Below are 24,539 nucleotides of genomic sequence, written 5' to 3'. Positions count from 1 at the left end.
ATGAATAAAACTTCTTTACACATAGAAGCCGAGGTAACACGTGCATTACATGAGGATGTAGGGGATGGGGATGTGACTGCAACTTTATTATCTGCCCATCTCCAGGCCGAAGCAAAAATTATTTCTCGGGAGCCTATGGTAGTCTGTGGTCAACCTTGGGTTAATGAGGTATTCAATCAACTTGATGATCAAATCAACGTCGAGTGGCAAGTTGCTGAAGGTGAATGGTTGCCTGCCCCATCTACTCTATGTACTTTATATGGCTCAGCAAAAAATATTTTAACGGGCGAGCGTACTGCATTAAATTTTTTACAAACTCTTTCAGCTACCGCAACTCAAACGCATCATTATGTAGAAAAGCTTCGCGGCACGCCAACTCGATTACTGGATACGCGTAAAACGCTTCCTGGATTAAGAGCGGCACAAAAATATGCGGTTACGTGTGGAGGCGGTTTTAATCATCGTATGGGACTTTATGATGCTGTTTTAATTAAAGAAAATCATATTAAAGCTTGTGGTTCAGTAGCAAAGGCGGTTGCTTTGGCAAGAAAGGACCAAAAGAATGTTTTAATTGAAGTAGAAGTCGAAACTCTGGATGAGTTGCGTGAAGCAATTTGTGCTCACCCTGATCGAATCATGTTGGATAATTTTAGTCAGGACATGCTTGAAAAGGCAGTTAGGATGAATCAACCAAAACATTGTACTTTAGAAGTTTCTGGCGGAGTTACGCTGGAAAATATTGCTGCAATAGCCCAATTAGGTGTTGATTTCATCTCTGTTGGTGCCATTACCAAATCAATTCAAGCCATAGACTTAAGTTTACTAATTAGGAAAATTTTATGATGCCAATGATTATTTTTACAGGGGGAGGTACAGCAGGGCATGTGGCGCCTAACCTGGCGTTGATTAAAGAATTTAGCCATAAAGGTTGGGAAATCGCCTATATTGGTTCGGCTCATGGTATTGAAAAACAGATGATAGAGCCACTTAAAATCCCATTTTGGGGGATAAGCAGTGGTAAATTACGTCGATATTTGAGTTTTAAAAATTTATTGGATCCATTTAAAATCCTTCTGGGTATCGTACAATCCTTTTTCTTTCTTTATAAATTAAAACCTGACGTGATTTTTTCTAAAGGGGGTTTTGTTGCATTTCCAGTGGTAGTGGGTGCTTGGTTAAATCGGATTCCTGTTGTTGCGCATGAATCTGATATGAGTCCCGGACTTGCCAATCGACTCTGTTTTCCTTTTGTTAATAAAATATGTTTGACTTTTGAAGCGGGGAAAAAACATTTTAAAAAACAAGATAAAATAGAAATAACCGGCACTCCTATTCGTGATCAGTTATTTACTGGTGACAGTGACCATGGACTAGAGTTATGTGGATTTAATGCAGATAAGCCCTGTCTTTTGGCTATAGGTGGTAGCTTAGGGGCTGGCTCTATCAACCGTACTATTCGTGAGGCTTTGTCTCAATTAACAAAAAAATATCAAGTCATTCACATCTGTGGAAAAGGAAAATTAGAGCCTTCCCTTGTTGATCAGAGAGGGTACAGACAATTTGAATATGTTAATGAAGAATTAGCGCATTTGTTTGCTGCGGCATCTGTAGTAGTTTCACGTGCTGGAGCCAATTCTCTATATGAAATCTTAGCTTTGGGTAAACCTCATATTTTAATTCCTTTACCGGCAGAGGTAAGTCGAGGAGATCAAATCCAAAATGCTCGATATTTTCAAAAATTAGGTATTAGTCTCGTGATTGAAGATCGATCTTTGAATATAGATACTTTACTGCAAACACTATATGAACTGGAGAATAGTAAAGAGGATATCAGAAACAAAATCGATGCCCTAAATATTAAGTCAGCCACGGATCATATTGTATCTATTATTGAGGAGCAAGTTCATGTTCAATCCGCAAGCATTGTATGACTTTGTTTGTTGTCAATGGGAAGAGAAAATCATTCCCAGTTTATGTGACTATATTAGAATTCCCAATAAATCACCTCATTTTGATCCTAAATGGCAGGAGCATGGATTAATGGAGCAGGCGGTTTCCCATATTGCCAATTGGTGTAAGGCGCATGGGCCGAAAGGAATGATGCTGGAAATTATGCGGTTAAAAGGGCGTACTCCATTAATTTTCATTGAAGTTCCTGGCGTAATTGATGAAACTGTTTTGTTGTATGGTCATCTTGATAAACAGCCAGAAATGTCCGGATGGAATGAAGATTTGCATCCATGGAAACCCGTGTTAAAAAATGGACGCTTATATGGTCGCGGTGCTGCAGATGATGGTTATGCCGCCTATGCTTCATTAACCGCGATTTGCGCGTTACAGAAGCAAGGATTACCTTTTCCCCGCTGTGTTTTGATTATTGAAGCATGTGAAGAGAGTGGCAGTTATGATCTACCTTATTACATTGAACTGCTAAATGACAGGATTGGCAAACCCAAGTTAGTTATTTGTCTTGATTCTGGCGCAGGTAATTATGAACAATTATGGATGACTACTTCCTTACGCGGCAATTTAGTGGGCGAGTTATCGGTTGAGGTGATTCGTGAGGGCGTTCATTCGGGGGCGGCGAGTGGTATCGTTGCTGACAGTTTCCGAGTTGCTCGGCAATTAATTAGTCGTATTGAAGACGAAGTTTCAGGAGAGGTGAAACTACCTGAGTTGTATTGCGACATTCCAGAAGAAAGAACACGCCAGGCAGCACAGTGTGCCCAGGTGCTAGGGGATTCTGTTTATACAGAGTTTCCGTTCCATAAAGGGGTTGAACCAGTAACCATAGATAGAAAGGAATTGATTCTGAATCGAAGTTGGAGACCTGCATTGACGGTTACTGGTGCCAATGGATTTCCTGCTATAGAAGATGCAGGAAATGTTCTGCGGCCACAAACGGCATTAAAATTATCCATGCGGCTGCCGCCTTTGGTAGATCCTGAGATTGCCGCAACAGCGATGCACAATGCCTTAACTGAAGAAACTCCTTATCATGCCAAAGTGAGTTTTAAGATGGGTGATGCCTCCCCTGGATGGAATGCACCTAAGCTTGCTTCCTGGTTGGAAAAGGCTGCTGATGCGGCATCAATGACTTACTATGGTAAGCCTGCTGCCTATTTGGGAGAAGGTGGGACTATTCCTTTTATGGGAATGTTAGGAAAGAAATTTCCCGATGCACAATTTATGATTACCGGTGTTTTGGGACCTCATTCCAATGCCCACGGCCCTAATGAGTTCTTGCATTTGGATATGGTAAAAAAATTAACTGCAAGCGTAGCTTATGTGCTTTATCATGCATCGTAATATTTCAGTATAAGAGTTCGGAATGTTTGCTCCTATTCTTATATAACTCCCTGCGTATTTTATATAACTCACTATATATTTATATAATTCCCTACGTATTTTATATAACTCCTTACGTACCGCGCTTTATGCGCGGTATCCATGAGATTTTGCTTGGGCAACAGCACCCAAAAGTATAGAAAAGTATTTGTTCTGGATACTGCGCATAAAGCGCAGTAAGTAGGCGAAAAAATAGTGAAGGTTTCTTATCAAAAACTGACGACTCATCAGGCAGTGAAACAAGTTTTAATATTATCGCATGTTTTTACTCTCAATTATTCCAAAACAAATCTCATGCTTAGGTGAACAGAATATTATTAATCTTCAATTTTTTTGTTACTCATTGAAATAAGATAAAAAAATTAAAAAACTCTCGACAGTGCGCTCAATTCTTGGGATACTTTGTTCGGCTCTGGAATGAGCCATCTAGTCCAACAATTAGGAGAAAATTATGAAAGCAAAATTTATTGCTGCTGTATTGTCATTATCTGTAATTACTCTATCTGCTCATGCAGTCATTGCTAAAGAAAATTCGAACCTGAAAAAGCCTCCTGTAGTACTTCATAAAATTGATCTGAATACTGCTGATTTATCCATGCTTACCGGTTCGGTTAAAGGCATAGGAAAGAAACGAGCCGAAGCCATAATCGCCTATCGTAAAAGCCATCATGGATTTAAATCTTTAGAAGAGCTTGCTGAAGTGAAGGGCCTGGGTCAACATTTTGTGACTGCGAATCGAGATAAATTGAATCAAGTGTTTGTTGTTAATAGGATAGAATAAAAGCCATACCGAGTCAGCGGTTTATTTTTGTATGTCACTGCTGTAAGTGTTAATTATTACAGCAGCGACACATTGTAGTGAATTAAATTATTTAAAGGACCTGTATTGGCGAATTAATATGTTGTAACTCTTTATCTAGATTGCCAATATTGCTCTTAAAGAAGGTAAAACTTGTTGCTTGGTGAATCGCGATAAACCCTCTTTTATGATGAATGGCTTTAAGGAATTTTCCGATATCAGTTTCCTCTCCATTTTCCTTGCTTAATTCCTCATTGATCTTTTCTTCAGATAATGTAGCTAGTTTATATTTATCATCAACAGATAATTCTTGGAAAGCGGTTTCAATTGCTTTCGTTTTCTTATAGGGATCAGAAGAGAAAAATCCAGCTCGCTCCAAAATTCCTTTATTGATAGTTTCAATAAACTCATTAATCTTCTGCAAACGTTTAATTTCAGTGCCAATATCTGATAACTGTTTCTCTTCTTTACTTGCAATTATTGTATCTCTCATCCTGATCCTATCTCCCTTATTTAAACGTAGTTCTCCAAGGGCGATTAATAAATCAGCCTTTATACCTAAATCAGGCAATTTAGGTACTAATTTAGGTAGGGGTGGTTTTACGTTGCTTAACTCTTCTCTGAGTTTATTATTTTCTATCCGCAACAATTTTAGCTGAGAACGAAGCATAGATACTTCGGATTGAACACCACTGGATGAAGCCTTGGATCGTTTATCTACTTCGGGAGATGTTTGACGTAAAGAGTCATTTTCCCGGTGCAAAGACTCCAACTGAGCTTTAAGTTGAGACACTTCAGATGGGACCTCACTCGTTGGTTTAGTAGTTTGTTTCTTTGCTTCGAGTTGACGGTGCAATGACTCATTGTCTTTCCGTAAGTCTTCTAATTGCTTTTGAAGTTCAAGAAGGGTTTGTTCGTGTTTTTGCGCAAGACTTACTTTGCTTCTTAACTGTTCATTTTCTTTTTTGGCAATACGTAATTGCTTTTCCAACTGTTCTAAAGTGGTATTTATTTGTTGATCTTTCTGAGTTGTTTGTATTGCTAGTTCTAGTTCCTTGATTGTTTGTTTCGAAGTGGATTCAACCTTCTTTAACCGTGCAAGCTCTGAACTTTGGCGCTCAAATTCTCTACCTGCCTCATCTGATTTAAGTTTAAGCGTTTCATATTGTAACCGGAGACTTTGTAGCTGGTTATCGGACTCAAATAAAGCAGACTCTTTTTGTTGTAAAGTATCCTTTGTCTTTTGTACTTCTTCTTTAGAAGAAGCTAAATCTCTTTTTATCTTATCTAAAGCAGCTTGCCATTGAGCAGCATAAGTATTGATAAGTTGTTTCAATGTCATGATTTTTATTGCTTCAGCTTTTTCAGGTTCTTTTCCTATAAGACTTTGCCTGAATTCACTAATATAGTGAGCGATTTTCGCTGGATTTCCATCCGGAAACCCAAGCGATTTAAAGGTTTCACTGAGGTCTTCCTCGCGCTTTTTGGTTTCTGCGGCATATTCTTTTTGTACTTCATAACGAGTATTGGCTATTCCAAAGCATTGTTGACATTGAGTCAAAGATGGCTTTATTTCTTGAAGAAACTTTTCTGCTTTTTCTGCACTGCCTTTTTTTAAATTGATAATATCTTGCAGGCTTCGCTCAATGGCTTTGTACATGGAAGTCCATTGTAAATCTATTCCAGAGGTCTGTGCATTCTCCTTACCTAATTTTTTTGCTGCAGCTACAGCCGCTTTTTCCTCTAAGACTAAGACGCTAAAAGGAGTTCGCATGAAGTCAACCAAGTTAAGGACGGAATCAAGGAGGGTATTTACTTTTTCAGCATATTTGCCTTTGAACATTTCATCTTTATGTTCAGGAGAAATGCCTTTAAATATTAGAAGTTTTAATATTGCTGCATGTTTTTTGGATGGAGATCCTTCGATACCATCAAAAAATTGCTTTGGTGTAAAACCTTCAGGGATTAATGGTTTAACAAAAGTATGTACTGCTTCGATTTGCTCTTCACTTAATTCAACGATAGGTTTGTCGTTAAGTGTAACTCCCAAGCGTAAATAAGCACCCAACAAGGCAGAACCATCAACCGATGCTTTGCCTGGTTGAGGAATATGAAGGCGTTGATCTCCTAATAAGCTTATAAAATTACCAATATTTTCTGCGGCTTTTTTATAGGCCAAATTAGGATCTTTTCCCTTATTTGTTTCTAATTGTAAAAAAGAAAAAAGATTGAAGAGAAGTTTAGCTATGAGATCCGGATTACCATGGGTCCATTGGGATAATTCTTTTGATTTTAAGCTGCTGGGCATATAACACCTTAAGATAGAGTCTGAATATTAGATCGCGCAGTGTATAATATAATCATATTGGCAACAAATTATATTTTTAATTGGAATGAGATGATAAGATAAGATGGGGCGGATAAAAATCAACTTGATTGCTTTGCTACTGAATGTTCATAAATGGATTTAATGCACTTTATTTTGATCTGTGTTTCCGGTTCAAAAATTCAAAATTCTTTTTATTTATCAAAATTTACTCTTTAATTTTAAATTGTTGTCTAAGAACTGTCGATTTTTATCCAAATTTAGGATAAAGTAGCGCACAAAAAAAGAATGGGATAGTGTGGCATATGTTCAGAAAATTAAGGGGCGTGTTCTCCAATGATTTATCGATTGATTTGGGAACAGCAAATACATTGATTTATGTAAGAGATAAAGGGATTGTCCTAAACGAACCTTCCGTAGTTGCTTTACGTAATGAATCAGGACAAAAGCGTGTTGCGGCGGTGGGTCTCGAAGCGAAGAGAATGCTGGGAAGAACTCCAGGTAATATCAATGCCATTAGACCAATGAAAGATGGTGTGATTGCTGACTTTTTTGTTACTGAGAAAATGCTGCAGCATTTCATACATAAAGTTCATGAAAATAAATTCTTACGACCCAGCCCACGTGTTTTGGTTTGTGTTCCTTGTGGTTCTACGCAAGTCGAACGTCGGGCAATTCGCGAATCTGCAATGGGTGCTGGTGCTCGTGAAGTATTTCTCATTGAAGAACCTATGGCAGCTGCTTTAGGATCTGGAATGCCAGTAGAAGAAGCCAGTGGCTCTATGGTCGTGGATATAGGTGGTGGCACTACTGAAGTTGCGATTATTTCCTTAAGTGGCATCGTGTATCACCAATCTGTCCGTATAGGTGGCGACAAGTTCGATGATGCTATTGTATCTTATGTACGTCGCAATTACGGTACGCTAATTGGTGAAACTACTGCAGAACGTATTAAACATGAAATTGGTTCTGCTTTCCCAAGTCGCGATTTATTTGAAATTGAAGTTCGTGGAAGAAACCTTGCTGAAGGTGTTCCTCGTAGTTTCATTCTGACAAGTGCGGAAATTTTAGAAGCACTTCAAGAACCTTTATCAGGTATTGTTGGCGCTGTGAGAGCTGCTTTGGAGTTAGCTCCACCTGAACTGGCAGCTGATATTGCTGAGCGTGGCATGGTTCTTACTGGAGGCGGTGCTTTATTGAAGAATATTGATACCTTGCTCATGGAAGAAACTGGCTTACCTGTATTAATTGCTGAAGATCCACTGACCTGTGTAGCACGTGGTGGTGGTAAAGCTTTAGAAACCATGGATTTGCGCGGTGGTGATTTCCTCTCAACAGAATAATAAACATAACAGATTATTTAGCAGGAGTGGGTACAGTTCTATAGGATTTGTACTTGCTCTTGCTTTTTCTATTTTTCTCATGTTTTCTGATTATCATTATCGTTATTTAGATAGTGTTCGAAGCGGCTTTTCCTTAGTGGTTGCTCCTTTGCAATATGCGGTAGATTATCCTGTCCGCGTTATTGGCTGGGTACAGTCACTGGTTAGTGCAAAAAAAGCTTTGATTGCAGAAAACATGCAATTGCGCTATCAGCAAACCATGCTGGAAGCAGAATTACAAAAACTAATTGTTATTCAAAAAGAAAACTTACAATTAAAAGAATTGCTTCTCACCTCATCACAGGCAAATACGAGTGCAATGGCGGCACAAATTCTTGCTGTGGATACCAGCAATTCTCGGCAGGTGGTTGTTTTAAATAAGGGAAAACGTGATGGTGCTTATGTAGGACAACCTGTTTTGGATGCAAAAGGAGTTATGGGACAAATTGTCGATATAGGCCCTATAACCAGTACGGTTTTGCTTATTTCAGACTCAAAAAGTGCTGTACCTGTACGTAACAATCGCACAGGAGAACGGGCAATTCTTGTTGGAACCAACGATATAGAGCAACTATCCTTAATTAATTTACCAAAAACTTCGTCCATTCATCCTGGTGACGTATTAGTCACTTCAGGTTTGGACAGGCACTATCCTGAAGGTTACCCCGTAGGACTTGTGGAAGAAGTGAATAGTATTCCTGGTGAAGATTTTGTGAAAGTGAAAGTGAAGCCAGTTGCATTGCTTAATCGTAACCGGTTGGTATTACTTATATGGTCCGATGCAGAACAAGAGCAATTGAATGCGCAAATTAATGAGCGTTTAAATGCCAAGGAGACTATGTGATAAGAAATCTTCGCGTACGTTTGTGCCTTGGTTTTATTGTAGCTCTTCTTTTATCTATATTGCCCATGCCTGAGTTAATCTCAGCATTTCGTCCTCCCTGGATATTATTGCTCGTGCTTTATATAGAATATTTTTTACCAGGCAACTTCAGACTGACTACATTGCTGTTTGTGGGATTATTATTGGATGTATTACTTGCAACAGTAATTGGAGAACATTCTTTTGCCTTACTTTTGGTAACCTGGATTGCCTCCAGCAAATCAAGACGATTTCAATTTTTTTCTATGATGCAGCAAATCTTTTTGATCGGGTTCTTCTGTCTTTTATATCAATCGATTATTTCTTTAATTTCCGCTTTGCTCGGGTTTAATTACAGCGTGTTTGCACCTGCAGCCAGTGCTTTGGTAGGTATGTTTATCTGGCCATGGATTCGCTTGCTTGGTGAAGATACTTTATTGAAACGTTTGGTTTATCGTTGAAAAGTTTTTAAGTAAGTGCAGATGAGATAAAAGTATAACCCAACATGAATAGCCTGGCTGCTTGCAACCAAGCTATTTTGCTACTTACTGGAAGTTTATTACATGTTAGTTATTCATTCTGGTAACGCCAGAAGTAGTAGTAGAATAATTGTAACCCGCACTAGTCACTGGTCCAGTACTCTGTGGAGCAGGCATTATGCCAAATACAGACAAGCCTTTTGCATGATGTGCAGGTTTTACTTTATCATCAAATGCTATAACCACGTCGCTTGCGATCTTATCGCCTTTAAGCCCTGCTTGCTTCCTCACAGCCTGCATGCATGATTCCAAATTACCAACTAACTTTAAAACGTCTCCTAATGATGCATTTTGTTCTTCAAAGACAGTAACATAGACTCGAGACTTCAAGTCTTTCACGTGCATATTGGCTGCAGGAAGAATTGTATCTTCGATAACAGTAGGCAATACAGGTGCTATTAAAGTATCAATAGCTGCAGACAAAGTTTCATCTGTATAATGTCTTCCTATATTGAACCAGGCCTCAATTTGCATAGCTTCTTTTCCAATGACATTATAAGCAAGAGAGTAAGGGTTTAAAGAATAGCCCTGACACTTCTTCGCATGTGTTTTTTCTTCCACCGCTATTACTGAAGCAACGTTATTATAGCCTTGGTTTTTTAAATGATCTCCAATCGCTTCTATTGTTGCATCATTACTATTTAAATAAACTCTTATTTTGTTATCATCAAGTTTAATAGTAACTTTTATAGTCATATATTTTCTCCGGTTTTTTTAAAAAATGGCTGAAATTTATAAAAGCCTTTTAATGGACTTATTTATAAATATTCCTCCTGGTTGATTAAATACGAGACAAATTGTATTTGTATATGCATAAAGTTACATCGGTGAAATTCACCTATTGACATGGATTCATAACTTTGTGGCGAATTAATTGGAAATTATTGATAAGGAAGCGCGACAGGCGAGAGGGTTTTGCAGGTATTTAAATTTTATCTGACTTTGGAAAAGATACAGCAAGCATAACCGAGCTGCTTGCAGCTGAATTTTCTATACATCCTGAAAAATCGGTTCAGCTCTATTCCTACGTCCCGCGGCTTGTCCCTGAGAGATGGTCACAAAAAGTGGCCATCTCTCAGGCATAAAGCGCGGTACGTAGAGAACCTTAAGTGGTACATGATAAATTTAAAAAACTGACGATGGTTCAGGGTCTGTTTACCTGCGGTATCGTCAGTTTTGAGAAACCTCCACTAAAATTTTCGCCTACCTACCGCGCTTAATTTCTTCATCTACGTACCGCGCTTTATGCGCGGTATGTAGGAAAGCAGTACGTAGAGAAATTTAAGCGGTACGTAGAGAAACTTAAGTGGTACATGATAAATTTAGAAAACTGACGATCGTTTAAGGCTTGTCCGCAGGATCCAGAGGCTCTGCCCTAAAACACTGGACCTCGCGGACAAGCCGCGGAGCGTAGGCAGAGATGTGACAAATGTGGCTTTTCGGTGAATTGTGTAAAAGATACAGCGACTAAGCTGTTTATTCTTAACCCAGTTGTTGCGTTTCTCTGAACTCAGACTACGTTTTTAAACATTATTTAATTTCATTTTCCGAGAAATAGAATGACCATTGAAGGGGTGATGTATGACTCGATATTCACCAGGTTGTAAATTCTCTAATTTCCAGTTACCAATTTGATGTCGTACTAACCTTAAAGTGGGGAATCCAATTGCTGCAGTCATTTTTCGTACCTGATGGTTTTTTCCTTCTTTTAAAATAATTTCCAGCCAACTGGTAGGAATATTTTGTCGGAAACGGATTGGAGGATTGCGCGGCCATAATTGTGGTTCATCAATAAGCCTGGCTTCTGCTGGCAAAAAGGTAATATCTTTAAGAACCAAACCTTTTTTAAGAGGTTCTAAATCTGTTTCGGTAGGTATTCCCTCTACCTGTACCCAATAATACTTCTTTTTATTGAATTTGGGATGAGTTAGATGATGTTGCAAAGCGCCATTATTAGTTAATAATAACAATCCTTCACTGTTTTTATCCAATCGTCCTGCTGCATAAAAATCGGGTTGAGTAATAAAAGCAGCTAATGTGTGTTCGGGGTTCTCGCCAGAGAATTGAGTGACGATCCCATAAGGTTTATTGAAAAGTATAATTTCTGGCATTAAGTATGATATAAAAAAGAGTTTGAGTACGCTTATAGTAGGAGCTTTCTACATGATGAGCAATTCCTCAATACAATTCATTGTTTTTGTAGGTCAATTCTTATACAATAACGCAAAAATTATACTTTATGGTGAAAATTTTTATGAAATCTGCAATCTTAGTTTCACTTTTTTTCTGTCAGTTTGCATACGCGATGAATCATATTGTTATGGTTGGTGATGAAAAAGTAGAGATTAAACACACAATAGGGAAAGGCAAGACCTATGTGCATTTGCATCATAATGAACAAACGGCTTTAAAGGCAGCACAGGCAGTGATTCAGCGAGAAGGAGGAAGCCTTATTGCTTTAGTACATTCTGGAGGCCGCAATATAGTATTTCGTTTGAATAACCAACGTTATGAGTTTGATCCGAACCGAATTTTTACCGATACTGGGATTAAAAAAACGCTTTCGCAATTTGGTCCTTATAACCCCAGGGCCCATCATGAAGTAAATAAGCTGGCAACTAAAATTAAACAGTTATTGCCAAAAGGCAGAATAGTTGCTGTTCATAACAACTCAACCTACTCCCTTAAAGATTATTTACCAGGAAAATCATTACAAAATGATGCCCAGGCAATTCATATGGTTCCTGATAATTATTTTCGTAATTTTTATCTAGTCACCAAAATTAACGATTTTCTTCGTTTAAAAAGTCAAGGTTATAATGGTGTTTTACAAAAACCTTCTGCAACAGATGATGGATCATTATCTGTTTATTTGGCAAAAAGTGATTATATCAACGTTGAAGCAGGATACGATCAACTGATTGAGCAAATTAAAATGTTGCAACAATCATAGTAAGCATCCAAAACGTGAGTAATTAAATGGAAATGGTACTTGGGATTCCAAGTTATCACATGCTATCATTGCCTTCTCTCTAATTTTGCGGAGTTGTCAATGACATACGATAAAATCAAAGTGCCTTCACATGGTGAAGCGATTACAGTTACTGCTGATCTATCACTTCGTGTACCCAATAATCCCATTATCCCTTTTATTGAAGGAGATGGCATTGGTGTAGATGTAACACCTCCTATGATTCAAGTTGTTGATGCTGCGGTTGCAAAAGCATATGGCGATAAGAGAAAAATTGCCTGGATGGAAGTTTATGCGGGTGAAAAAGCGACTCAAGTTTATGGTTCTGATCAATGGTTACCAAAAGAAACTTTAGAAGCACTGAAAAAATACGTTGTTTCGATTAAAGGCCCCTTGACGACTCCTGTTGGCGGTGGAATTCGCTCACTTAATGTTGCAATTCGTCAAGAACTGGATCTTTATACTTGCTTACGTCCAATTCGTTATTTCACTGGCGTTCCAAGCCCCCTTAAAGAACCTGAGAAAACGGATATGGTTATTTTTAGGGAAAATTCTGAAGATATTTATGCGGGTATTGAATGGCAAGCGGATACACCTGAAGCAAAAAAAGTGATTGAATTCTTGATGAAAGATATGGGTGTTAAAAAAATCCGTTTTCCTGAGCACTGCGGCATAGGAATTAAACCTGTTTCTAAAGAAGGAACTACACGTTTAGTCAGAGCAGCAATCCAATATGCAATTGATAATGACCGGGACACGGTAACTTTGGTGCATAAAGGCAATATTATGAAATTTACCGAGGGTGCGTTTAAAGATTGGGGCTATCAAGTTGCACGTAATTCTTTTGATGCAAAAGAATATGAAGGCGGTCCCTGGATGGAAATCAAGAATCCTAAAACAGGCAAGCGAATCATCATTAATGATGTCATTGCGGATGCGTTTCTCCAACAAATTCTTTTAAGACCAGAAGATTACAGCGTAATTGCCACACTTAATTTAAACGGCGACTATATTTCTGATGCTTTGGCAGCCCAAGTAGGTGGAATCGGTATTGCTCCAGGTGCAAATTTAAGTGATAAAGTTGCTGTATTTGAAGCAACTCATGGAACAGCACCAAAATATGCGGGCAAGAATAAGGTAAATCCTGGCTCCATTATCCTTTCTGCTGAAATGATGTTACGTCATATGGGATGGACTGAAGCAGCTGATTTAATTATCAAAGGCATGCAAGGTGCTATAGCAGCCAAAACTGTAACTTATGATTTTGAGCGGGGTATGATCGGCGCAACATTGGTGAGTAGTTCCGGTTTTGGAGATGAAATAATTAAGCAGATGTAACGTGTAAAGGATAAGTATAGCCTGAGGGATATGAGTGCAATTTGGAGGGATGAATACAAGTCTCTCCGAGTTCGTATTGTTTCCATTAGGTTACAATTTATATCATTTTGATTTCCATCGTTAATGAATGCTAACTAATCAATATGTTTTTGATTATTTCAACGGCTAATTTTTTCATTAAAATTAGCTGATTTTACTGGCCAAAAGTGCGTAGGGAGTCTATAAAAATAATATAGAGGTTGTATGTTATGAGTGGGCAGAATCTAGAGGAAATTGTAAGGCCTAAAGTAGCTGAGCCGGAGCAGAGCACCGAAATCAGAGTGCCTAGAAAGTACAAAGTAGTGTTGCTCAATGATGATTATACACCTATGGATTTTGTAGTTGATGTACTGAAGCATTTTTTTCATCTTAGTGAGGAAATTGCCATTCAGGTGATGTTACAGGTTCATATTCAAGGAAAAGGCGTGTGTGGGGTATTTACGCGAGATATAGCAGAAACAAAAGTAGCGCTGGTAAATGAATACGCCAGAATGAATCAGCACCCATTGCTATCCAGCATGGAACCCGAGTAATTTGCTGTGGGCTGAAGAGGAGCAACGACAATGTTAAATAAAGAACTTGAATTCACCTTGAATCTAGCTTTCAAGGAAGCAAAGGAAAAACGTCATGAATTTATGACTGTTGAGCATTTGTTGTTGTCATTGCTTGATAACCCAGCAGCTGGAAGTGTATTACAAGCATGTGATGCAAACATTGAAGCATTACGTCGGGATTTAATTGAATTCATCGATGAAACTACTCCCAGAATCCCTGAAGATGAATTAGATAGAGAAACTCAACCTACTCTTGGTTTTCAACGTGTATTACAACGTGCTGTATTTCATGTCCAATCTGCAGGAAAAACCGAGGTTACCGGAGCCAATGTTCTAGCAGCTATTTTTAGTGAGCAAGAAAGTCAGGCAGTTTATTTCTTACGCAGAGAAAATATTACACGACTTGATGTGATTAATTATATTTCCCATGGTGTTTCTAAATATCAAAATAATGATATGCATGAGAACATGAATTCTATGGAAGATGATATGGGCTCATCAGAAGGTAATGAGTCACCTCTTGAAAGTTATTGCACAAACCTCAACCGACGTGCGAAACAAGGAAAGATTGATCCTTTGATCGGTCGTCACGAAGAAGTACAACGTACAATTCAGGTATTGTGCCGACGCAGAAAAAATAATCCCTTACTTGTTGGCGAAGCAGGGGTAGGTAAAACCGCAATTGCTGAGGGCTTAGCTCGGCGTATTGTAGATGGTGAAATACCGGATGCAATCCGTGATTGTATCGTCTATTCACTTGATCTGGGTGCTTTACTTGCCGGAACCAAATATCGGGGCGATTTTGAAAAACGATTAAAAGCTGTATTAAAGCAGTTAGGACAACAGGAAGGGGCTGTCCTGTTTATTGATGAAATTCATACAATTATTGGTGCTGGAGCAGCCTCAGGCGGAGTCATGGATGCATCCAATTTAATTAAGCCATTGCTGGCAAACGGCGAGTTAAAATGCATTGGGTCCACAACCTATCAGGAATACCGAGGTATTTTTGAAAAAGACAGAGCGTTAGCAAGACGTTTCCAAAAAATTGATATTCCAGAGCCTACAGTCGATGAAACTTTTGAAATATTGAAAGGACTAAAAGGTCGATTAGAAGAACATCATGGAGTGAAATTTACAATTCCTGCATTAAAAGCAGCTGCTGAATTATCTGCAAAATATATTAATGACCGATTTTTACCGGATAAAGCAATTGATGTTGTTGATGAAGCGGGCGCTTATCAGAATTTGTTAACAGCAAGCAAGCGTAAGAAAATAATAAGTGTCACTGAAATTGAGAGCGTCGTAGCAAAAATTGCCCGCATACCGATTAAAAAAGTATCAGCACGTGACAAAGATACCTTGCGTAATTTAGAACGTGATTTGAAGCTTTTAGTCTATGGACAAGATCAAGCGATCACTGCATTAGCTTCTGCAATTAAATTAGGTCGATCTGGACTTAGAGATCCTCAAAAACCTGTAGGTTGTTTCTTGTTTGCTGGACCAACAGGTGTAGGAAAAACAGAGGTAACACGACAATTGGCTAATGTTTTAGGCATAGAATTATTACGTTTTGATATGTCTGAATACATGGAAAAACATACTGTTTCACGTTTAATTGGTGCTCCTCCAGGATATGTCGGTTATGATCAAGGGGGACTGTTGACTGAAGCTGTAACTAAAAATCCTCATGCAGTACTGTTGCTTGATGAAATCGAAAAAGCGCACCCAGATGTATTCAATTTACTGTTACAGATTATGGACCATGGAGTTTTAACTGATACTAATGGACGTCAAGCAGATTTTAGACACATTATTCTGGTTATGACCTCTAATGCGGGGGCAGGGGAACTGGTACGAAATTCCATCGGTTTCTCCCAACAAGACAATAGTAATGATGGGCTTGAAGTAATTAAAAAACAATTTAGTCCTGAGTTTAGAAACAGACTTGATGCAATCATTAATTTTGCTCCATTGGATGCAGTGACGATTGGCTTAGTCGTTGATAAATTCATTATGGAACTCGATGAGCAATTAAGTCATAAAGGTGTTACCTTTAACGTCGATAAAATGGCTCGTGAATGGCTTATTGAACATGGTTATGACAAAATGATGGGGGCTCGTCCAATGGCCAGATTGATTCAAGAGAATGTAAAAAAACCTCTGGCTGATGAACTTTTATTTGGTAAGTTGATGCATGGTGGTCACGTAACCTTAAAAGTTAAAGATGGTAAGTTACACTTTGATAGTCATGATCATCGTGAGGGTGTTTTTTAAATGGCATTGAGTGTAATAATAATAACCAAAAATGAAGAGAGAAATGTTAGAAGATGTCTCGAGTCCGTTCGATTTGCTGATGAAATAATAGTATTGGACTCGGGAAGTACCGATAAAACGGTTGCTATTGCCAAAGAATATACGGAGCACGTTTTTTCTACTGACTGGCCGGGTTATGGTGCTCAAAAACAAAGGGCATTGTCAAAAGCTCAAGGAGACTGGGTGTTGAATCTTGACGCCGATGAGTCTGTGAGTGAGGAATTGCAGCGAGAAATCATTGAAGCCATGGCATCCGATTCAGCAGATGCCTTTAGAATTGCAATTCAAATGTACTTCTATAATCAACCCTTAAAATATTCTTCCAGTCCTAAGCGACATGCGCGACTTTTTAAGCGTGCAAATGCATATTTCAGTAGTGATATTGTGCATGAAAAGATAGTCCTTCCCGAAGGGGCGCGTATTGGTAAAATTAAAAATACTATTATGCATCACTCATTCAAAGACGTTAGTCATGTATTATATAAAATGAACAAATACTCATCTTATAGCGCAAAAACCTATATTCTAAATAAACGAAAACCTAGCTTTATCAAAACATTGGCAAGTACTTCTTGGATGTTTTTTAGATGTTATGTCTTGCAACGTGGGTTTCTGGATGGCAGAATAGGTTTTTTATTTGCAGTGTTTAATGCACAAGGAACTTTCTATCGTGGCATTAAACAATTGTATCAAGACAGTAACTTGGAGCAATTGCCTTCTTTGGCAAAAAGCACAGAGGAATTAATTTGAACCTGAGCTTCTTAGAAGAAAAAATCGAAAAAATTCACCTGCTCATACCAATTCTTCTTGTGTTATTGGTATTTTTTATTCCTATAAGTCCCAGCATTAAGTCAATATTAACTGTGCTTAGCTTGTTAGCTATAGGATTTACTCCTTCTTACCGACAATATTTGTTTTATGCTTTTAATACCATGTGGGCCCGTGCTGCCATTGTTTTATTTCTTTATGTCCTTATCGCCTGTTTATGGTCAAAAGCCCCATTCAAATTGGAATACAATATTATCAATAAATATTCCAAGCTAATTTTCCTACCAATTTTTGCTGTAGGTTTTATTAAACCTCAAGCAAGGACCTGGGCTTTGAATGGCTATATATTATCCATGCTCTTCACCAGTATCCTTTCAATATTGAAAATTAACAATCTATTTATAAATGATCTGTTCACTTCCCTAGATCCTGGAGAAGTATTTTATAATCATATTGTTACTGGAATCATGATCTCTTTGGGGGTTTATTTTGCCGGAATTTTAACACTCCAAACAAAACCTGGCGGATGGTTACGATTTTTATATTTATCCATGATTGTATTAGGAAGCTATCAAATATTTTTCATCAACTCTGGAAGAGCAGGTTACATCATTTATGGTGTATTAATGTGTTTGCTGATCGTGCAAAAATTTCCTCTTAGAAAAGCTTTAATAGGACTTATACTATTTACGAGTTTAAGTGGTTTAGCCTTTATGCTGAGTCCCATCATGCAAGATGGAGCCTACTCACTGGTGAATGATCTTAGGCTCTTAAAAAACAATCAAACAAATACTTCTATAGGTTATAGATACCAGTTTCATCACTATGCGAAATCTTTATTTAAAAGACATCCAATTTTAGGTGTGGGGACAGGGGGCTTTCAATATAACTTTATTAAAGATCAACCTGTTCCTTCCTGGGGACATAAGCTCAATGAACCTCATGGCCAATATTGGTTGACCCTTTCAGAACTCGGTTTGATAGGAATGGCTCTATTCCTTTATTTCATAGGTGCATTGTTTGTTACTGCATTGAAGCTTAAAGAAATGAAACCATTTTTGCTAGGCATGCTCGTCTCTTTTTGTATGTTGTCTTTCTCGGATACTATATTCTGTTACTCAGCAATAGGGTATTTGTTAATTCTTTTCAGTGCCTTATGTTTTGGTGAATTAATTGAAAAAGAGGGAATAGCGTACAAAAAATTTCTTAAAGATAAATTTGAACTCAATGTAAATTTTTCGCTCGTAGTTTGGGTGAGATTCCGAAAGCGTGAAGAGTCATCACTTTCATTATCTTTTGATTCTAGTACCTCCCGAGAGTTATCCGCGGGATCCACCGCATCTATTACAAATTTCCTGGATTCCGCGGATAAAGCGCGCACGTAGTAGGCAAGTAAAAGTATTTCTTGAATGCCCACTTAACTACGTCAAGATCTCGAATCAAAAAAGTATATTGGAGCTTGGGTGCAGCGCAACCCGGGTTCCGCTGCGCTGCACCCAAGCTACCCTGCATTCAAATAAGGTGAAAGACCCCGTGCCCTGTTACATAATCTGCTTTCTTTAATCCAGCAATTGTACCGGCGAAAAATGATAAAAATGATGCAGCGGACCATTTCCTAGACCAATATTTTCTTCCTTTGCAGCATCTATGGCATTGAACACATAATTTTTTGCAATGCTACATGCTTTAATTAAATCAATTTTTTGGGCAAGACAAGCCGTTATCGCGGCAGAAAGAGTGCATCCAGTTCCATGGGTATTTCGTGAATTAATTCTTGGACTTGAAAACCAATGAGTATCTCCATTTGCTCCTATTAATAAATCATTTGATTCTAATGACTCCAGATGTCCGCCTTTGAGTAAAACGTATTTTGGTCCAAAACCAAGCAACTTTTGACCAATGTACTTCATTTCCTTTTCAGACGAGGCATATACACCAGTAAACGTAGATGCTTCCGGAAGGTTAGGAGTAATCAAGGTAGCAAGAGGCATAAGTTCTGTTATTAAAGAGGCTACAGCTTCGGGTAGTAATAAAGGATCGCCACTTTTAGCAACGGTTACAGGATCAATGACAATAGGAATATCTATTGCTTTGCGCTTAAGAAATGAAGAGACTAATTCAATGATCTCACTATTGAAAAGCATGCCTATTTTTATACTGTCAGGTTTAATGTCATCGAAAATAGCATTTAGTTGATCTTCTATAGCTTGCAATGGAATACTGTAACAGCTTTTTACACCGCAAGTATTTTGTACAGGTAATGCCGTAAGTACGGTCATTCCATAGCAACCCAATGCTGAGAATGTCTTTAGGTCGGCTTGGATTCCAGCTCCGCCAGAGCCATCAAATCCTGCTATGGATAAGGCTTTATAGCGCATTTAACGATACTCTCTCGCAACAGGTTAGTGACATAACAATCCGGTCAGTCAGGATCTGACAGATTCTTAACAAGTATTTAATGCAGTAGGTGCTTTTATTTGCTTTATGAGCCAATTGGCTACACAGGCTAAAACAAGCAGGGTCCTAAATTGCACCTTGAAGAAGAATTAGAGCTTACCATGCCGCGATTTTCTCTTCTGGCCGCAAAGAACATTCTTCTGAAATGGAACCGTCATTACATACAACGTATCCAGTTATGGTGTAAGTAGAGACAACACCACCTTTCCATAAGCAGCAACCGCGGAAGAGATTTAAATCCATTACAGCATGCGGTGTGCAATAACATGTAGAGTAAAAACCATTTTTACACACTAGGCGGCCTGCTGATGAATCGCAATAGCTAACACCCCCCATTTGGCCGCAACAGCCGGAAATAAAGAATTGGGTTGTTGAGGCGGCGTAAGCAGGTGAAATAAAAAGACTTAATATACTAATACAAAAAAAGGTTTTGAGTGACCGCATCTTAATTTCTCGAATTATTTTTTATTTTTAGGATAGCATAGGGTCTGTTTGCATTTCTACTATCTTGGTCAAACTGTCCTGATTTTCTGCGCTCTAATGCTCACATACGATGTGTATGTGCTTCAAAAATCATGGCCATTTTGGTTCAATCGTTTTAAAAATAAACAGACTCTAACGGTTTAAAAATTATTAGATGAACCTTGAATTATCTGTAGGGAATCAGGATAAAGTGCCAATAAATAGCTTGTAGCTAAGCCGGCTAAAAGACCAAACAAATGAGCCTCCCAGGATACACCTTTGTCTTTAGGAAAAATACCAAAGAAGATACCGGCAAAATAATAAAGAGAAATGATACCCAAGATTATGGTAGTCAATGTACCGGTTTGATAGATATTACTCACTAATAAACCCCAGTACCCAGTAATTACACCACTAGCACCTATGTGCAAGCCATATTGGGCAAAGCACCAAATAGCAATTCCACTTAAAACTGTAATCATAAGGGTAACCACTAGATAGTATGCAAGTCCGTTAATCAAAATGAAATTACTTAAAACCACTAAAGGGATCGAGTTAAAAAATATATGATTGAAATTATCGTGTAATAGAGGCGCAAATAGAATGCCAGGCAAGCCTTTGACGCGTCTTGGGATAATTCCTAATAATAATATTTTTTTAAAAAATATGCTTACAAAAAAGAAAAGCCAAGGAATTAATAAAATAATTTCTAAAATGGGGATGTTATTTTTTGTTTGATTAATAATCCAGTCTAAACTGTAATTCAGTTCTTCAAGCATTTTTTACTCGTATATTTGAGTGACTTCACAAGTTAAATTACCTTGTGCCAATCGCACATCGATTGTCTCGCCAATATTTACTTGTTGGCTGGAAAATAACACCTTATTTTTTTTCGTTGTAATAGCATATCCTCTATCCAGTGTAGCTAAGGGACTGACTGCATGCAAGGTAGACAATTGTGTTCTTAATTGATATTTGAGTTGATTGATCTTATTTTGCATATGATGGATTAATTGCGCTGAAATTTTTTGTAAAAGTATTAGCGTTTGCTTGATTTGGGTTTTAGGATTTTTAGCATGCAAATGGTTAATGCAAAGATGAAGTTGATGTTTTTTTTGTTTTATGAGGTAGCCCATGCAAGCAAACAGTTGCCGCTCAAGGTAATCGGTTGTTTGCCAGTAACTGGCAATTGCCTTTTGTGGTGAAGATATTTTCTCGATTAAATGTTGTAATTTGATGTGGTATTTTTGCAAAAAACGGTACATTGCATCATGCATTCGTGAGATGGAGTGATTTAGTAATTTAAACAATTCATTACAATCAGGCGTCACCGCAGTAGCAGCTGCTGTGGGTGTTTCCGCTCTGTAATCCGCGACAAAGTCGGCAATTGTAAAATCTGTTTCATGTCCGACCCCTGATACGATAGGTATTGAGCTGTTGGCAATGTCACGTGCTAATTGTTCATCATTAAATGCCCATAAATCTTCAATACTTCCTCCACCACGTGCAAGTAGAAGTACATCACATCGTTTCTCAGAATTCGCGCGTCTTAATGCCTTAATCAGTTGTTGTGCTGCTGATGCACCTTGAACTTCACTTGGATAGATGAAGACATCAGCTAAGGGAAATCGTCGAGCAAGAGTGGATAATATATCGCGAATTGCGGCGCCAGTGGTTGAGGTAATTATTCCAATGGCACGAGGCATGACCGGGATGGGTCTTTTTTTTATTGAATCAAATAAACCTTCGGCAGACAGTTTATTTTTTAATTGTTCAAAACGCTGGTAGAGTGCCCCCAGACCCGCTTCAGTAATTTGTTCTACTATTAATTGATAATCGCCACGGGCTTCATACAGACTTAATCTGCCGCTGGCGACTATATGTTGTCCATCACATAGCTTATATGCAAACGCGCTGCTATGGCGATTTTTAAAGTACACACAGCGAATTTGGGCATGAGTGTCTTTCAAGGTAAAATAAAAATGCCCAGATACCGGCTTACTTAAATTGGAGAGTTCTCCCTCGACATGGACCGTACCCAGTTCATTTTCAAGATAGCTTTTAACCTGTCGATTAAGTTGGCTGACAGTAAGAATTGTGTTCGTTTTTTCTATAATCAATTGTGATTGTCCCCAAGAAATAACAGCCCTAAATTTTAAACAAAAAGTTTTGTATTTCCAGGAAGAGTACCAAAATTAATAACTTACTTATAGAGACAAAAGAATTTCACTTCATCTATAAGCCCATCTTGGCAAATCTTCTCAGAATAAGCTATGATCCTCGCTTTAAAATAATATATAAATAAAAATAAAATGAACTCATTTCAAAATAAGAAATCAGGTGTTTTCAGCTCATTTTTGTTTTTACTCATAATTATGAGTGTAACTGGTTGTGTCGACCTATCAGGCGGCAGGGCTTCAGAGAAAAGACCAATACCTAAAACAGCTCAATCGGTGATTCATCAATCTGCAACTAAAAAAGCAGCAAAAAAAGCAGCGAAGACAGTGAAAGTAAGCAAGCCGCAACCCTATCATGGCGAAGTGCATACTATGTTAGGTGGATTAGGGGTTTTTAGCACCGGGATGAGAACACTTAGTGCCACTGTCGAAGATGAGTGCAATATAGCAGCTCCCAGTGACATGTGGTACAACGCGGGGAATGTGACGCGTAAAATTGTTGGTTATTATCAAAAACATAAGCAACATAGGCCTATTATTTTGGTGGGACATTCTTTAGGTGCTAATGAGCAAATCAAGGTTGCACGTAATTTGAATAAGGCCGGTATTCCTGTGGACTTATTGGTTACTGTTGATGCTGTATCTCAAACTATTGTGCCGCCTAACGTGAAGCACGCGATGAATTTTTACAAATCTGGTTATGTGCCCATGTTTAGTGGTTTGAAGCTCAGAGCCATAAATCCAGATCAAACTCGTATTGACAACATTAACGTTGCTGCGATAAAAGGCGTTACAGTGAATCATTTCACGATTGATAAAGATCCTGTTGTACAAGCAATGATAATGGAAGAAGTAAAAAAGGTGTTGAGTAATGCAAATAAAGCAAAAGGGTAAAGAAAATTTTCCTCGTGTCTGCGTTATCGGAGCAGGTCCAAGCGGGCTTGCTGCAATTAAAAATCTACAAGAGCAAGGTGTAACAGATATCACTGTATTTGAAAAAAATAGTCAGATCGGTGGGAATTGGGTATATGATGAGGAAAACAATCACTCCAGTGTTTATGAAACGACCCATATTATCAGCTCAAAACGTTGGTCGGAGTTTGAAGACTTTCCAATGCCAGCACACTATCCTGATTATCCATCCCATACTTTGGTTTTAGATTATTTCAGAAGCTATGCGAATCATTTTAATTTAAACAAATACATCCGTTTTAACACCAAGGTTTTACAAGTAAAGCATACTGATCAACATCAATGGAGCGTTATTTTTGAAAATGATCAAGGTACCCATGAAGAATATTTTGATTATTTATTAGTTGCCAATGGCCATCATTGGGATCCTTTTATGCCTGAATACCCAGGCGAGTTCTCTGGCAAGCTGCTTCACTCGCATCAATACAAAAAAGCTTCTGTGTTTAAGGATCAACGTGTTTTGGTAGTTGGAGGTGGCAACTCTGCGTGTGATATTGCTGTAGAGGTGGCACGCATTTCTCCGAAAACGTGCATCAGTATGCGCAGAGGTTATCATATTTTTCCTAAGTTTGTATTTGGTAAGCCGACAGATGACGCAGTAGCAAAAATTAGATGGATGCCTTCTTGGTTAAGGCAAAAGGTTTTGAGCTTTTTTGCTCGAATCCTTCAAGGTAGATATGCCAAATATAAATTAATGAAACCAGATTGTGGTCCTTTAGAAATTCATCCAACGATTAACACAGAACTGCTTTATTTTATTCGTCACGGGGAAATTTTCCCACGCCCCGGAATTACTCATTTTGAAGGAAATCGTGTCCATTTTACTCACGGTGAGCCCGAAGAGTTTGATACAGTGATTTTTGCTACAGGTTATAAAATAAGTTTCCCATTTATTGACAAGCAAATCGCTGACTTCAGTAATTCAACAAAAATACCACTTTATCGAAAAATGATGCATCCAGACTACGACAATCTATATTTTATTGGTTTATGTCAGCCTCAAGGATGTATTTGGCCGCTTGCTGATTATCAGTCAAAAATAGCCGCACGCATTATTATGGGAACTTTAAAACGACCTGATAAATTGCATGAGAAGGCATATGAGGAAATGAATAAGCCTCATTATCGATTTAAATCGCATATACGACATGCTGTAGAGGTTGATTATCATAAATTCCGCCGAGAATTATTAGATATGTTGGAAGCATAGTCGCAGTCGGCGAAATTGTAGC

22 protein-coding genes are annotated in these 24,539 nt (G+C 38.2%); 15 read left to right on the top strand and 7 right to left on the bottom strand.

The annotated features are described in order from the left end of the window. From nadC to FOLKNPGA_RS11895, 4 genes are all read left to right on the top strand, one after another. A complete protein-coding gene (nadC, locus tag FOLKNPGA_RS11910) occupies nt 1-843 on the top strand; it encodes a carboxylating nicotinate-nucleotide diphosphorylase (RefSeq protein ID WP_182350113.1) in 843 nt (280 codons plus the stop codon). Then, nucleotides 840-1,931: an undecaprenyldiphospho-muramoylpentapeptide beta-N-acetylglucosaminyltransferase gene (locus FOLKNPGA_RS11905; RefSeq protein WP_182350112.1), complete on the top strand. Its 1,092-nt coding sequence runs from the start codon at nt 840-842 to the stop codon at nt 1,929-1,931. Before nadC ends, FOLKNPGA_RS11905 begins: the two co-directional genes overlap by 4 nt. Further along, nucleotides 1,906-3,309, top strand: a complete 1,404-nt coding sequence (locus tag FOLKNPGA_RS11900) for a M20 family metallopeptidase (RefSeq protein WP_182350111.1) — start codon at nt 1,906-1,908, stop codon at nt 3,307-3,309. The genes FOLKNPGA_RS11905 and FOLKNPGA_RS11900 overlap by 26 nt, the downstream gene beginning before the upstream one ends. Nucleotides 3,310-3,799: 490 nt before the next feature. Continuing rightward, nucleotides 3,800-4,129: a helix-hairpin-helix domain-containing protein gene (locus tag FOLKNPGA_RS11895; RefSeq protein ID WP_182350110.1), complete on the top strand. Its 330-nt coding sequence runs from the start codon at nt 3,800-3,802 to the stop codon at nt 4,127-4,129. 91 nt (nt 4,130-4,220) lie between these two features. On the opposite strand, the gene FOLKNPGA_RS11890 is transcribed toward FOLKNPGA_RS11895, so the two are convergent. Continuing rightward, on the bottom strand, nt 4,221-6,455 hold the full coding sequence (locus FOLKNPGA_RS11890) for a hypothetical protein (protein WP_182350109.1): 2,235 nt from the start codon (nt 6,453-6,455) through the stop codon (nt 4,221-4,223). 323 nt (nt 6,456-6,778) lie between these two features. Here FOLKNPGA_RS11890 and FOLKNPGA_RS11885 point away from each other — a divergent pair, with 323 nt between their 5' ends. The 3 genes from FOLKNPGA_RS11885 to mreD are packed head-to-tail and all read left to right on the top strand — an operon-like array spanning nt 6,779 to nt 9,178. Continuing rightward, nucleotides 6,779-7,816, top strand: a complete 1,038-nt coding sequence (locus FOLKNPGA_RS11885) for a rod shape-determining protein (protein WP_003636696.1) — start codon at nt 6,779-6,781, stop codon at nt 7,814-7,816. After that, on the top strand, nt 7,794-8,699 hold the full coding sequence (gene mreC / locus FOLKNPGA_RS11880) for a rod shape-determining protein MreC (protein ID WP_182352849.1): 906 nt from the start codon (nt 7,794-7,796) through the stop codon (nt 8,697-8,699). The genes FOLKNPGA_RS11885 and mreC overlap by 23 nt, the downstream gene beginning before the upstream one ends. Next, nucleotides 8,699-9,178 carry a rod shape-determining protein MreD gene (gene mreD / locus FOLKNPGA_RS11875; RefSeq protein WP_182352848.1) on the top strand — a complete coding sequence of 160 codons (480 nt, stop codon included), beginning with the start codon at nt 8,699-8,701 and terminating at the stop codon, nt 9,176-9,178. Before mreC ends, mreD begins: the two co-directional genes overlap by 1 nt. Before the next feature lie 105 nt (nt 9,179-9,283). Here mreD and FOLKNPGA_RS11870 read toward each other — a convergent pair whose 3' ends face one another. Both FOLKNPGA_RS11870 and FOLKNPGA_RS11865 read right to left on the bottom strand, forming a co-directional pair. After that, the gene (locus tag FOLKNPGA_RS11870; protein WP_182350108.1) at nt 9,284-9,952 is read right to left on the bottom strand and encodes a hypothetical protein; all 669 of its coding nucleotides are present in this window, start codon (nt 9,950-9,952) and stop codon (nt 9,284-9,286) included. A gap of 827 nt (nt 9,953-10,779) precedes the next feature. Then, a complete protein-coding gene (locus FOLKNPGA_RS11865) occupies nt 10,780-11,367 on the bottom strand; it encodes a pseudouridine synthase (protein ID WP_182350107.1) in 588 nt (195 codons plus the stop codon). Nucleotides 11,368-11,510: 143 nt separating this feature from the next. Here FOLKNPGA_RS11865 and FOLKNPGA_RS11860 point away from each other — a divergent pair, with 143 nt between their 5' ends. The 6 genes from FOLKNPGA_RS11860 to FOLKNPGA_RS11835 all read left to right on the top strand — a co-directional run bounded on the left by FOLKNPGA_RS11860 (nt 11,511) and on the right by FOLKNPGA_RS11835 (nt 18,624). Next, on the top strand, nt 11,511-12,209 hold the full coding sequence (locus FOLKNPGA_RS11860) for a protein tyrosine phosphatase (protein WP_182350106.1): 699 nt from the start codon (nt 11,511-11,513) through the stop codon (nt 12,207-12,209). Between the two features lie 99 nt (nt 12,210-12,308). Beyond that, nucleotides 12,309-13,565 carry an NADP-dependent isocitrate dehydrogenase gene (icd, locus tag FOLKNPGA_RS11855; protein ID WP_182350105.1) on the top strand — a complete coding sequence of 419 codons (1,257 nt, stop codon included), beginning with the start codon at nt 12,309-12,311 and terminating at the stop codon, nt 13,563-13,565. Between the two features lie 248 nt (nt 13,566-13,813). Further along, on the top strand, nt 13,814-14,137 hold the full coding sequence (clpS, locus tag FOLKNPGA_RS11850; RefSeq protein ID WP_182350104.1) for an ATP-dependent Clp protease adapter ClpS: 324 nt from the start codon (nt 13,814-13,816) through the stop codon (nt 14,135-14,137). 30 nt (nt 14,138-14,167) lie between these two features. Then, the gene (clpA, locus tag FOLKNPGA_RS11845; RefSeq protein ID WP_182350103.1) at nt 14,168-16,432 is read left to right on the top strand and encodes an ATP-dependent Clp protease ATP-binding subunit ClpA; all 2,265 of its coding nucleotides are present in this window, start codon (nt 14,168-14,170) and stop codon (nt 16,430-16,432) included. Continuing rightward, nucleotides 16,433-17,221: a glycosyltransferase family 2 protein gene (locus FOLKNPGA_RS11840; protein WP_182350102.1), complete on the top strand. Its 789-nt coding sequence runs from the start codon at nt 16,433-16,435 to the stop codon at nt 17,219-17,221. Beyond that, entirely contained in the window at nt 17,218-18,624 is a 1,407-nt protein-coding gene (locus tag FOLKNPGA_RS11835) for an O-antigen ligase (RefSeq protein ID WP_232891173.1), read from the top strand. The genes FOLKNPGA_RS11840 and FOLKNPGA_RS11835 overlap by 4 nt, the downstream gene beginning before the upstream one ends. A 174-nt stretch (nt 18,625-18,798) precedes the next feature. Here FOLKNPGA_RS11835 and thiD read toward each other — a convergent pair whose 3' ends face one another. The 4 genes from thiD to xseA all read right to left on the bottom strand — a co-directional run bounded on the left by thiD (nt 18,799) and on the right by xseA (nt 22,278). Beyond that, on the bottom strand, nt 18,799-19,617 hold the full coding sequence (gene thiD, locus FOLKNPGA_RS11830; protein WP_182350101.1) for a bifunctional hydroxymethylpyrimidine kinase/phosphomethylpyrimidine kinase: 819 nt from the start codon (nt 19,615-19,617) through the stop codon (nt 18,799-18,801). 175 nt (nt 19,618-19,792) lie between these two features. After that, nucleotides 19,793-20,140, bottom strand: coding sequence for a neurogenic locus notch (locus tag FOLKNPGA_RS19220; RefSeq protein WP_340163009.1), 348 nt, complete (start codon nt 20,138-20,140; stop codon nt 19,793-19,795). 179 nt (nt 20,141-20,319) lie between these two features. Beyond that, a complete protein-coding gene (locus FOLKNPGA_RS11825) occupies nt 20,320-20,937 on the bottom strand; it encodes a rhomboid family intramembrane serine protease (RefSeq protein WP_182350100.1) in 618 nt (205 codons plus the stop codon). Between the two features lie 3 nt (nt 20,938-20,940). After that, nucleotides 20,941-22,278 carry an exodeoxyribonuclease VII large subunit gene (gene xseA / locus FOLKNPGA_RS11820; protein ID WP_182350099.1) on the bottom strand — a complete coding sequence of 446 codons (1,338 nt, stop codon included), beginning with the start codon at nt 22,276-22,278 and terminating at the stop codon, nt 20,941-20,943. Nucleotides 22,279-22,470: 192 nt separating this feature from the next. Between xseA and FOLKNPGA_RS11815 the strand changes: the two genes are divergently transcribed. Both FOLKNPGA_RS11815 and FOLKNPGA_RS11810 read left to right on the top strand, forming a co-directional pair. Then, nucleotides 22,471-23,229, top strand: a complete 759-nt coding sequence (locus tag FOLKNPGA_RS11815) for a hypothetical protein (RefSeq protein WP_182350098.1) — start codon at nt 22,471-22,473, stop codon at nt 23,227-23,229. Next, nucleotides 23,207-24,517 (top strand): NAD(P)/FAD-dependent oxidoreductase, encoded by a 1,311-nt coding sequence (locus FOLKNPGA_RS11810; RefSeq protein ID WP_182350097.1) that lies wholly within the window; start codon nt 23,207-23,209, stop codon nt 24,515-24,517. The genes FOLKNPGA_RS11815 and FOLKNPGA_RS11810 overlap by 23 nt, the downstream gene beginning before the upstream one ends. The last annotated feature ends 22 nt before the right edge of the window (nt 24,518-24,539 follow it).

The sequence above is a fragment of the Legionella sp. PC1000 genome, from assembly GCF_014109805.1.
In the GTDB taxonomy this organism is placed as follows: domain Bacteria; phylum Pseudomonadota; class Gammaproteobacteria; order Legionellales; family Legionellaceae; genus Legionella; species Legionella resiliens.
This window is presented reverse-complemented; position numbering and strand designations above follow the sequence as displayed.

Bases quoted from the DNA above. Each gene is read 5' to 3' on its own strand.
- FOLKNPGA_RS11865 (WP_182350107.1), bottom strand. From the start codon at position 11,367: ATGCCAGAAATTATACTTTTCAATAAACCTTATGGGATCGTCACTCAA.
- FOLKNPGA_RS11840 (WP_182350102.1), top strand. From the start codon at position 16,433: ATGGCATTGAGTGTAATAATAATAACCAAAAATGAAGAGAGAAATGTT.
- FOLKNPGA_RS11885 (WP_003636696.1), top strand. From the start codon at position 6,779: ATGTTCAGAAAATTAAGGGGCGTGTTCTCCAATGATTTATCGATTGAT.
- FOLKNPGA_RS11905 (WP_182350112.1), top strand. From the start codon at position 840: ATGATGCCAATGATTATTTTTACAGGGGGAGGTACAGCAGGGCATGTG.
- thiD (WP_182350101.1), bottom strand. From the start codon at position 19,617: ATGCGCTATAAAGCCTTATCCATAGCAGGATTTGATGGCTCTGGCGGA.
- FOLKNPGA_RS11825 (WP_182350100.1), bottom strand. From the start codon at position 20,937: ATGCTTGAAGAACTGAATTACAGTTTAGACTGGATTATTAATCAAACA.
- FOLKNPGA_RS11860 (WP_182350106.1), top strand. From the start codon at position 11,511: ATGAAATCTGCAATCTTAGTTTCACTTTTTTTCTGTCAGTTTGCATAC.
- FOLKNPGA_RS11890 (WP_182350109.1), bottom strand. From the start codon at position 6,455: ATGCCCAGCAGCTTAAAATCAAAAGAATTATCCCAATGGACCCATGGT.
- clpA (WP_182350103.1), top strand. From the start codon at position 14,168: ATGTTAAATAAAGAACTTGAATTCACCTTGAATCTAGCTTTCAAGGAA.
- icd (WP_182350105.1), top strand. From the start codon at position 12,309: ATGACATACGATAAAATCAAAGTGCCTTCACATGGTGAAGCGATTACA.
- FOLKNPGA_RS11870 (WP_182350108.1), bottom strand. From the start codon at position 9,952: ATGACTATAAAAGTTACTATTAAACTTGATGATAACAAAATAAGAGTT.
- FOLKNPGA_RS11900 (WP_182350111.1), top strand. From the start codon at position 1,906: ATGTTCAATCCGCAAGCATTGTATGACTTTGTTTGTTGTCAATGGGAA.
- nadC (WP_182350113.1), top strand. From the start codon at position 1: ATGAATAAAACTTCTTTACACATAGAAGCCGAGGTAACACGTGCATTA.
- clpS (WP_182350104.1), top strand. From the start codon at position 13,814: ATGAGTGGGCAGAATCTAGAGGAAATTGTAAGGCCTAAAGTAGCTGAG.
- FOLKNPGA_RS19220 (WP_340163009.1), bottom strand. From the start codon at position 20,140: ATGCGGTCACTCAAAACCTTTTTTTGTATTAGTATATTAAGTCTTTTT.
- FOLKNPGA_RS11895 (WP_182350110.1), top strand. From the start codon at position 3,800: ATGAAAGCAAAATTTATTGCTGCTGTATTGTCATTATCTGTAATTACT.
- FOLKNPGA_RS11810 (WP_182350097.1), top strand. From the start codon at position 23,207: ATGCAAATAAAGCAAAAGGGTAAAGAAAATTTTCCTCGTGTCTGCGTT.
- FOLKNPGA_RS11815 (WP_182350098.1), top strand. From the start codon at position 22,471: ATGAACTCATTTCAAAATAAGAAATCAGGTGTTTTCAGCTCATTTTTG.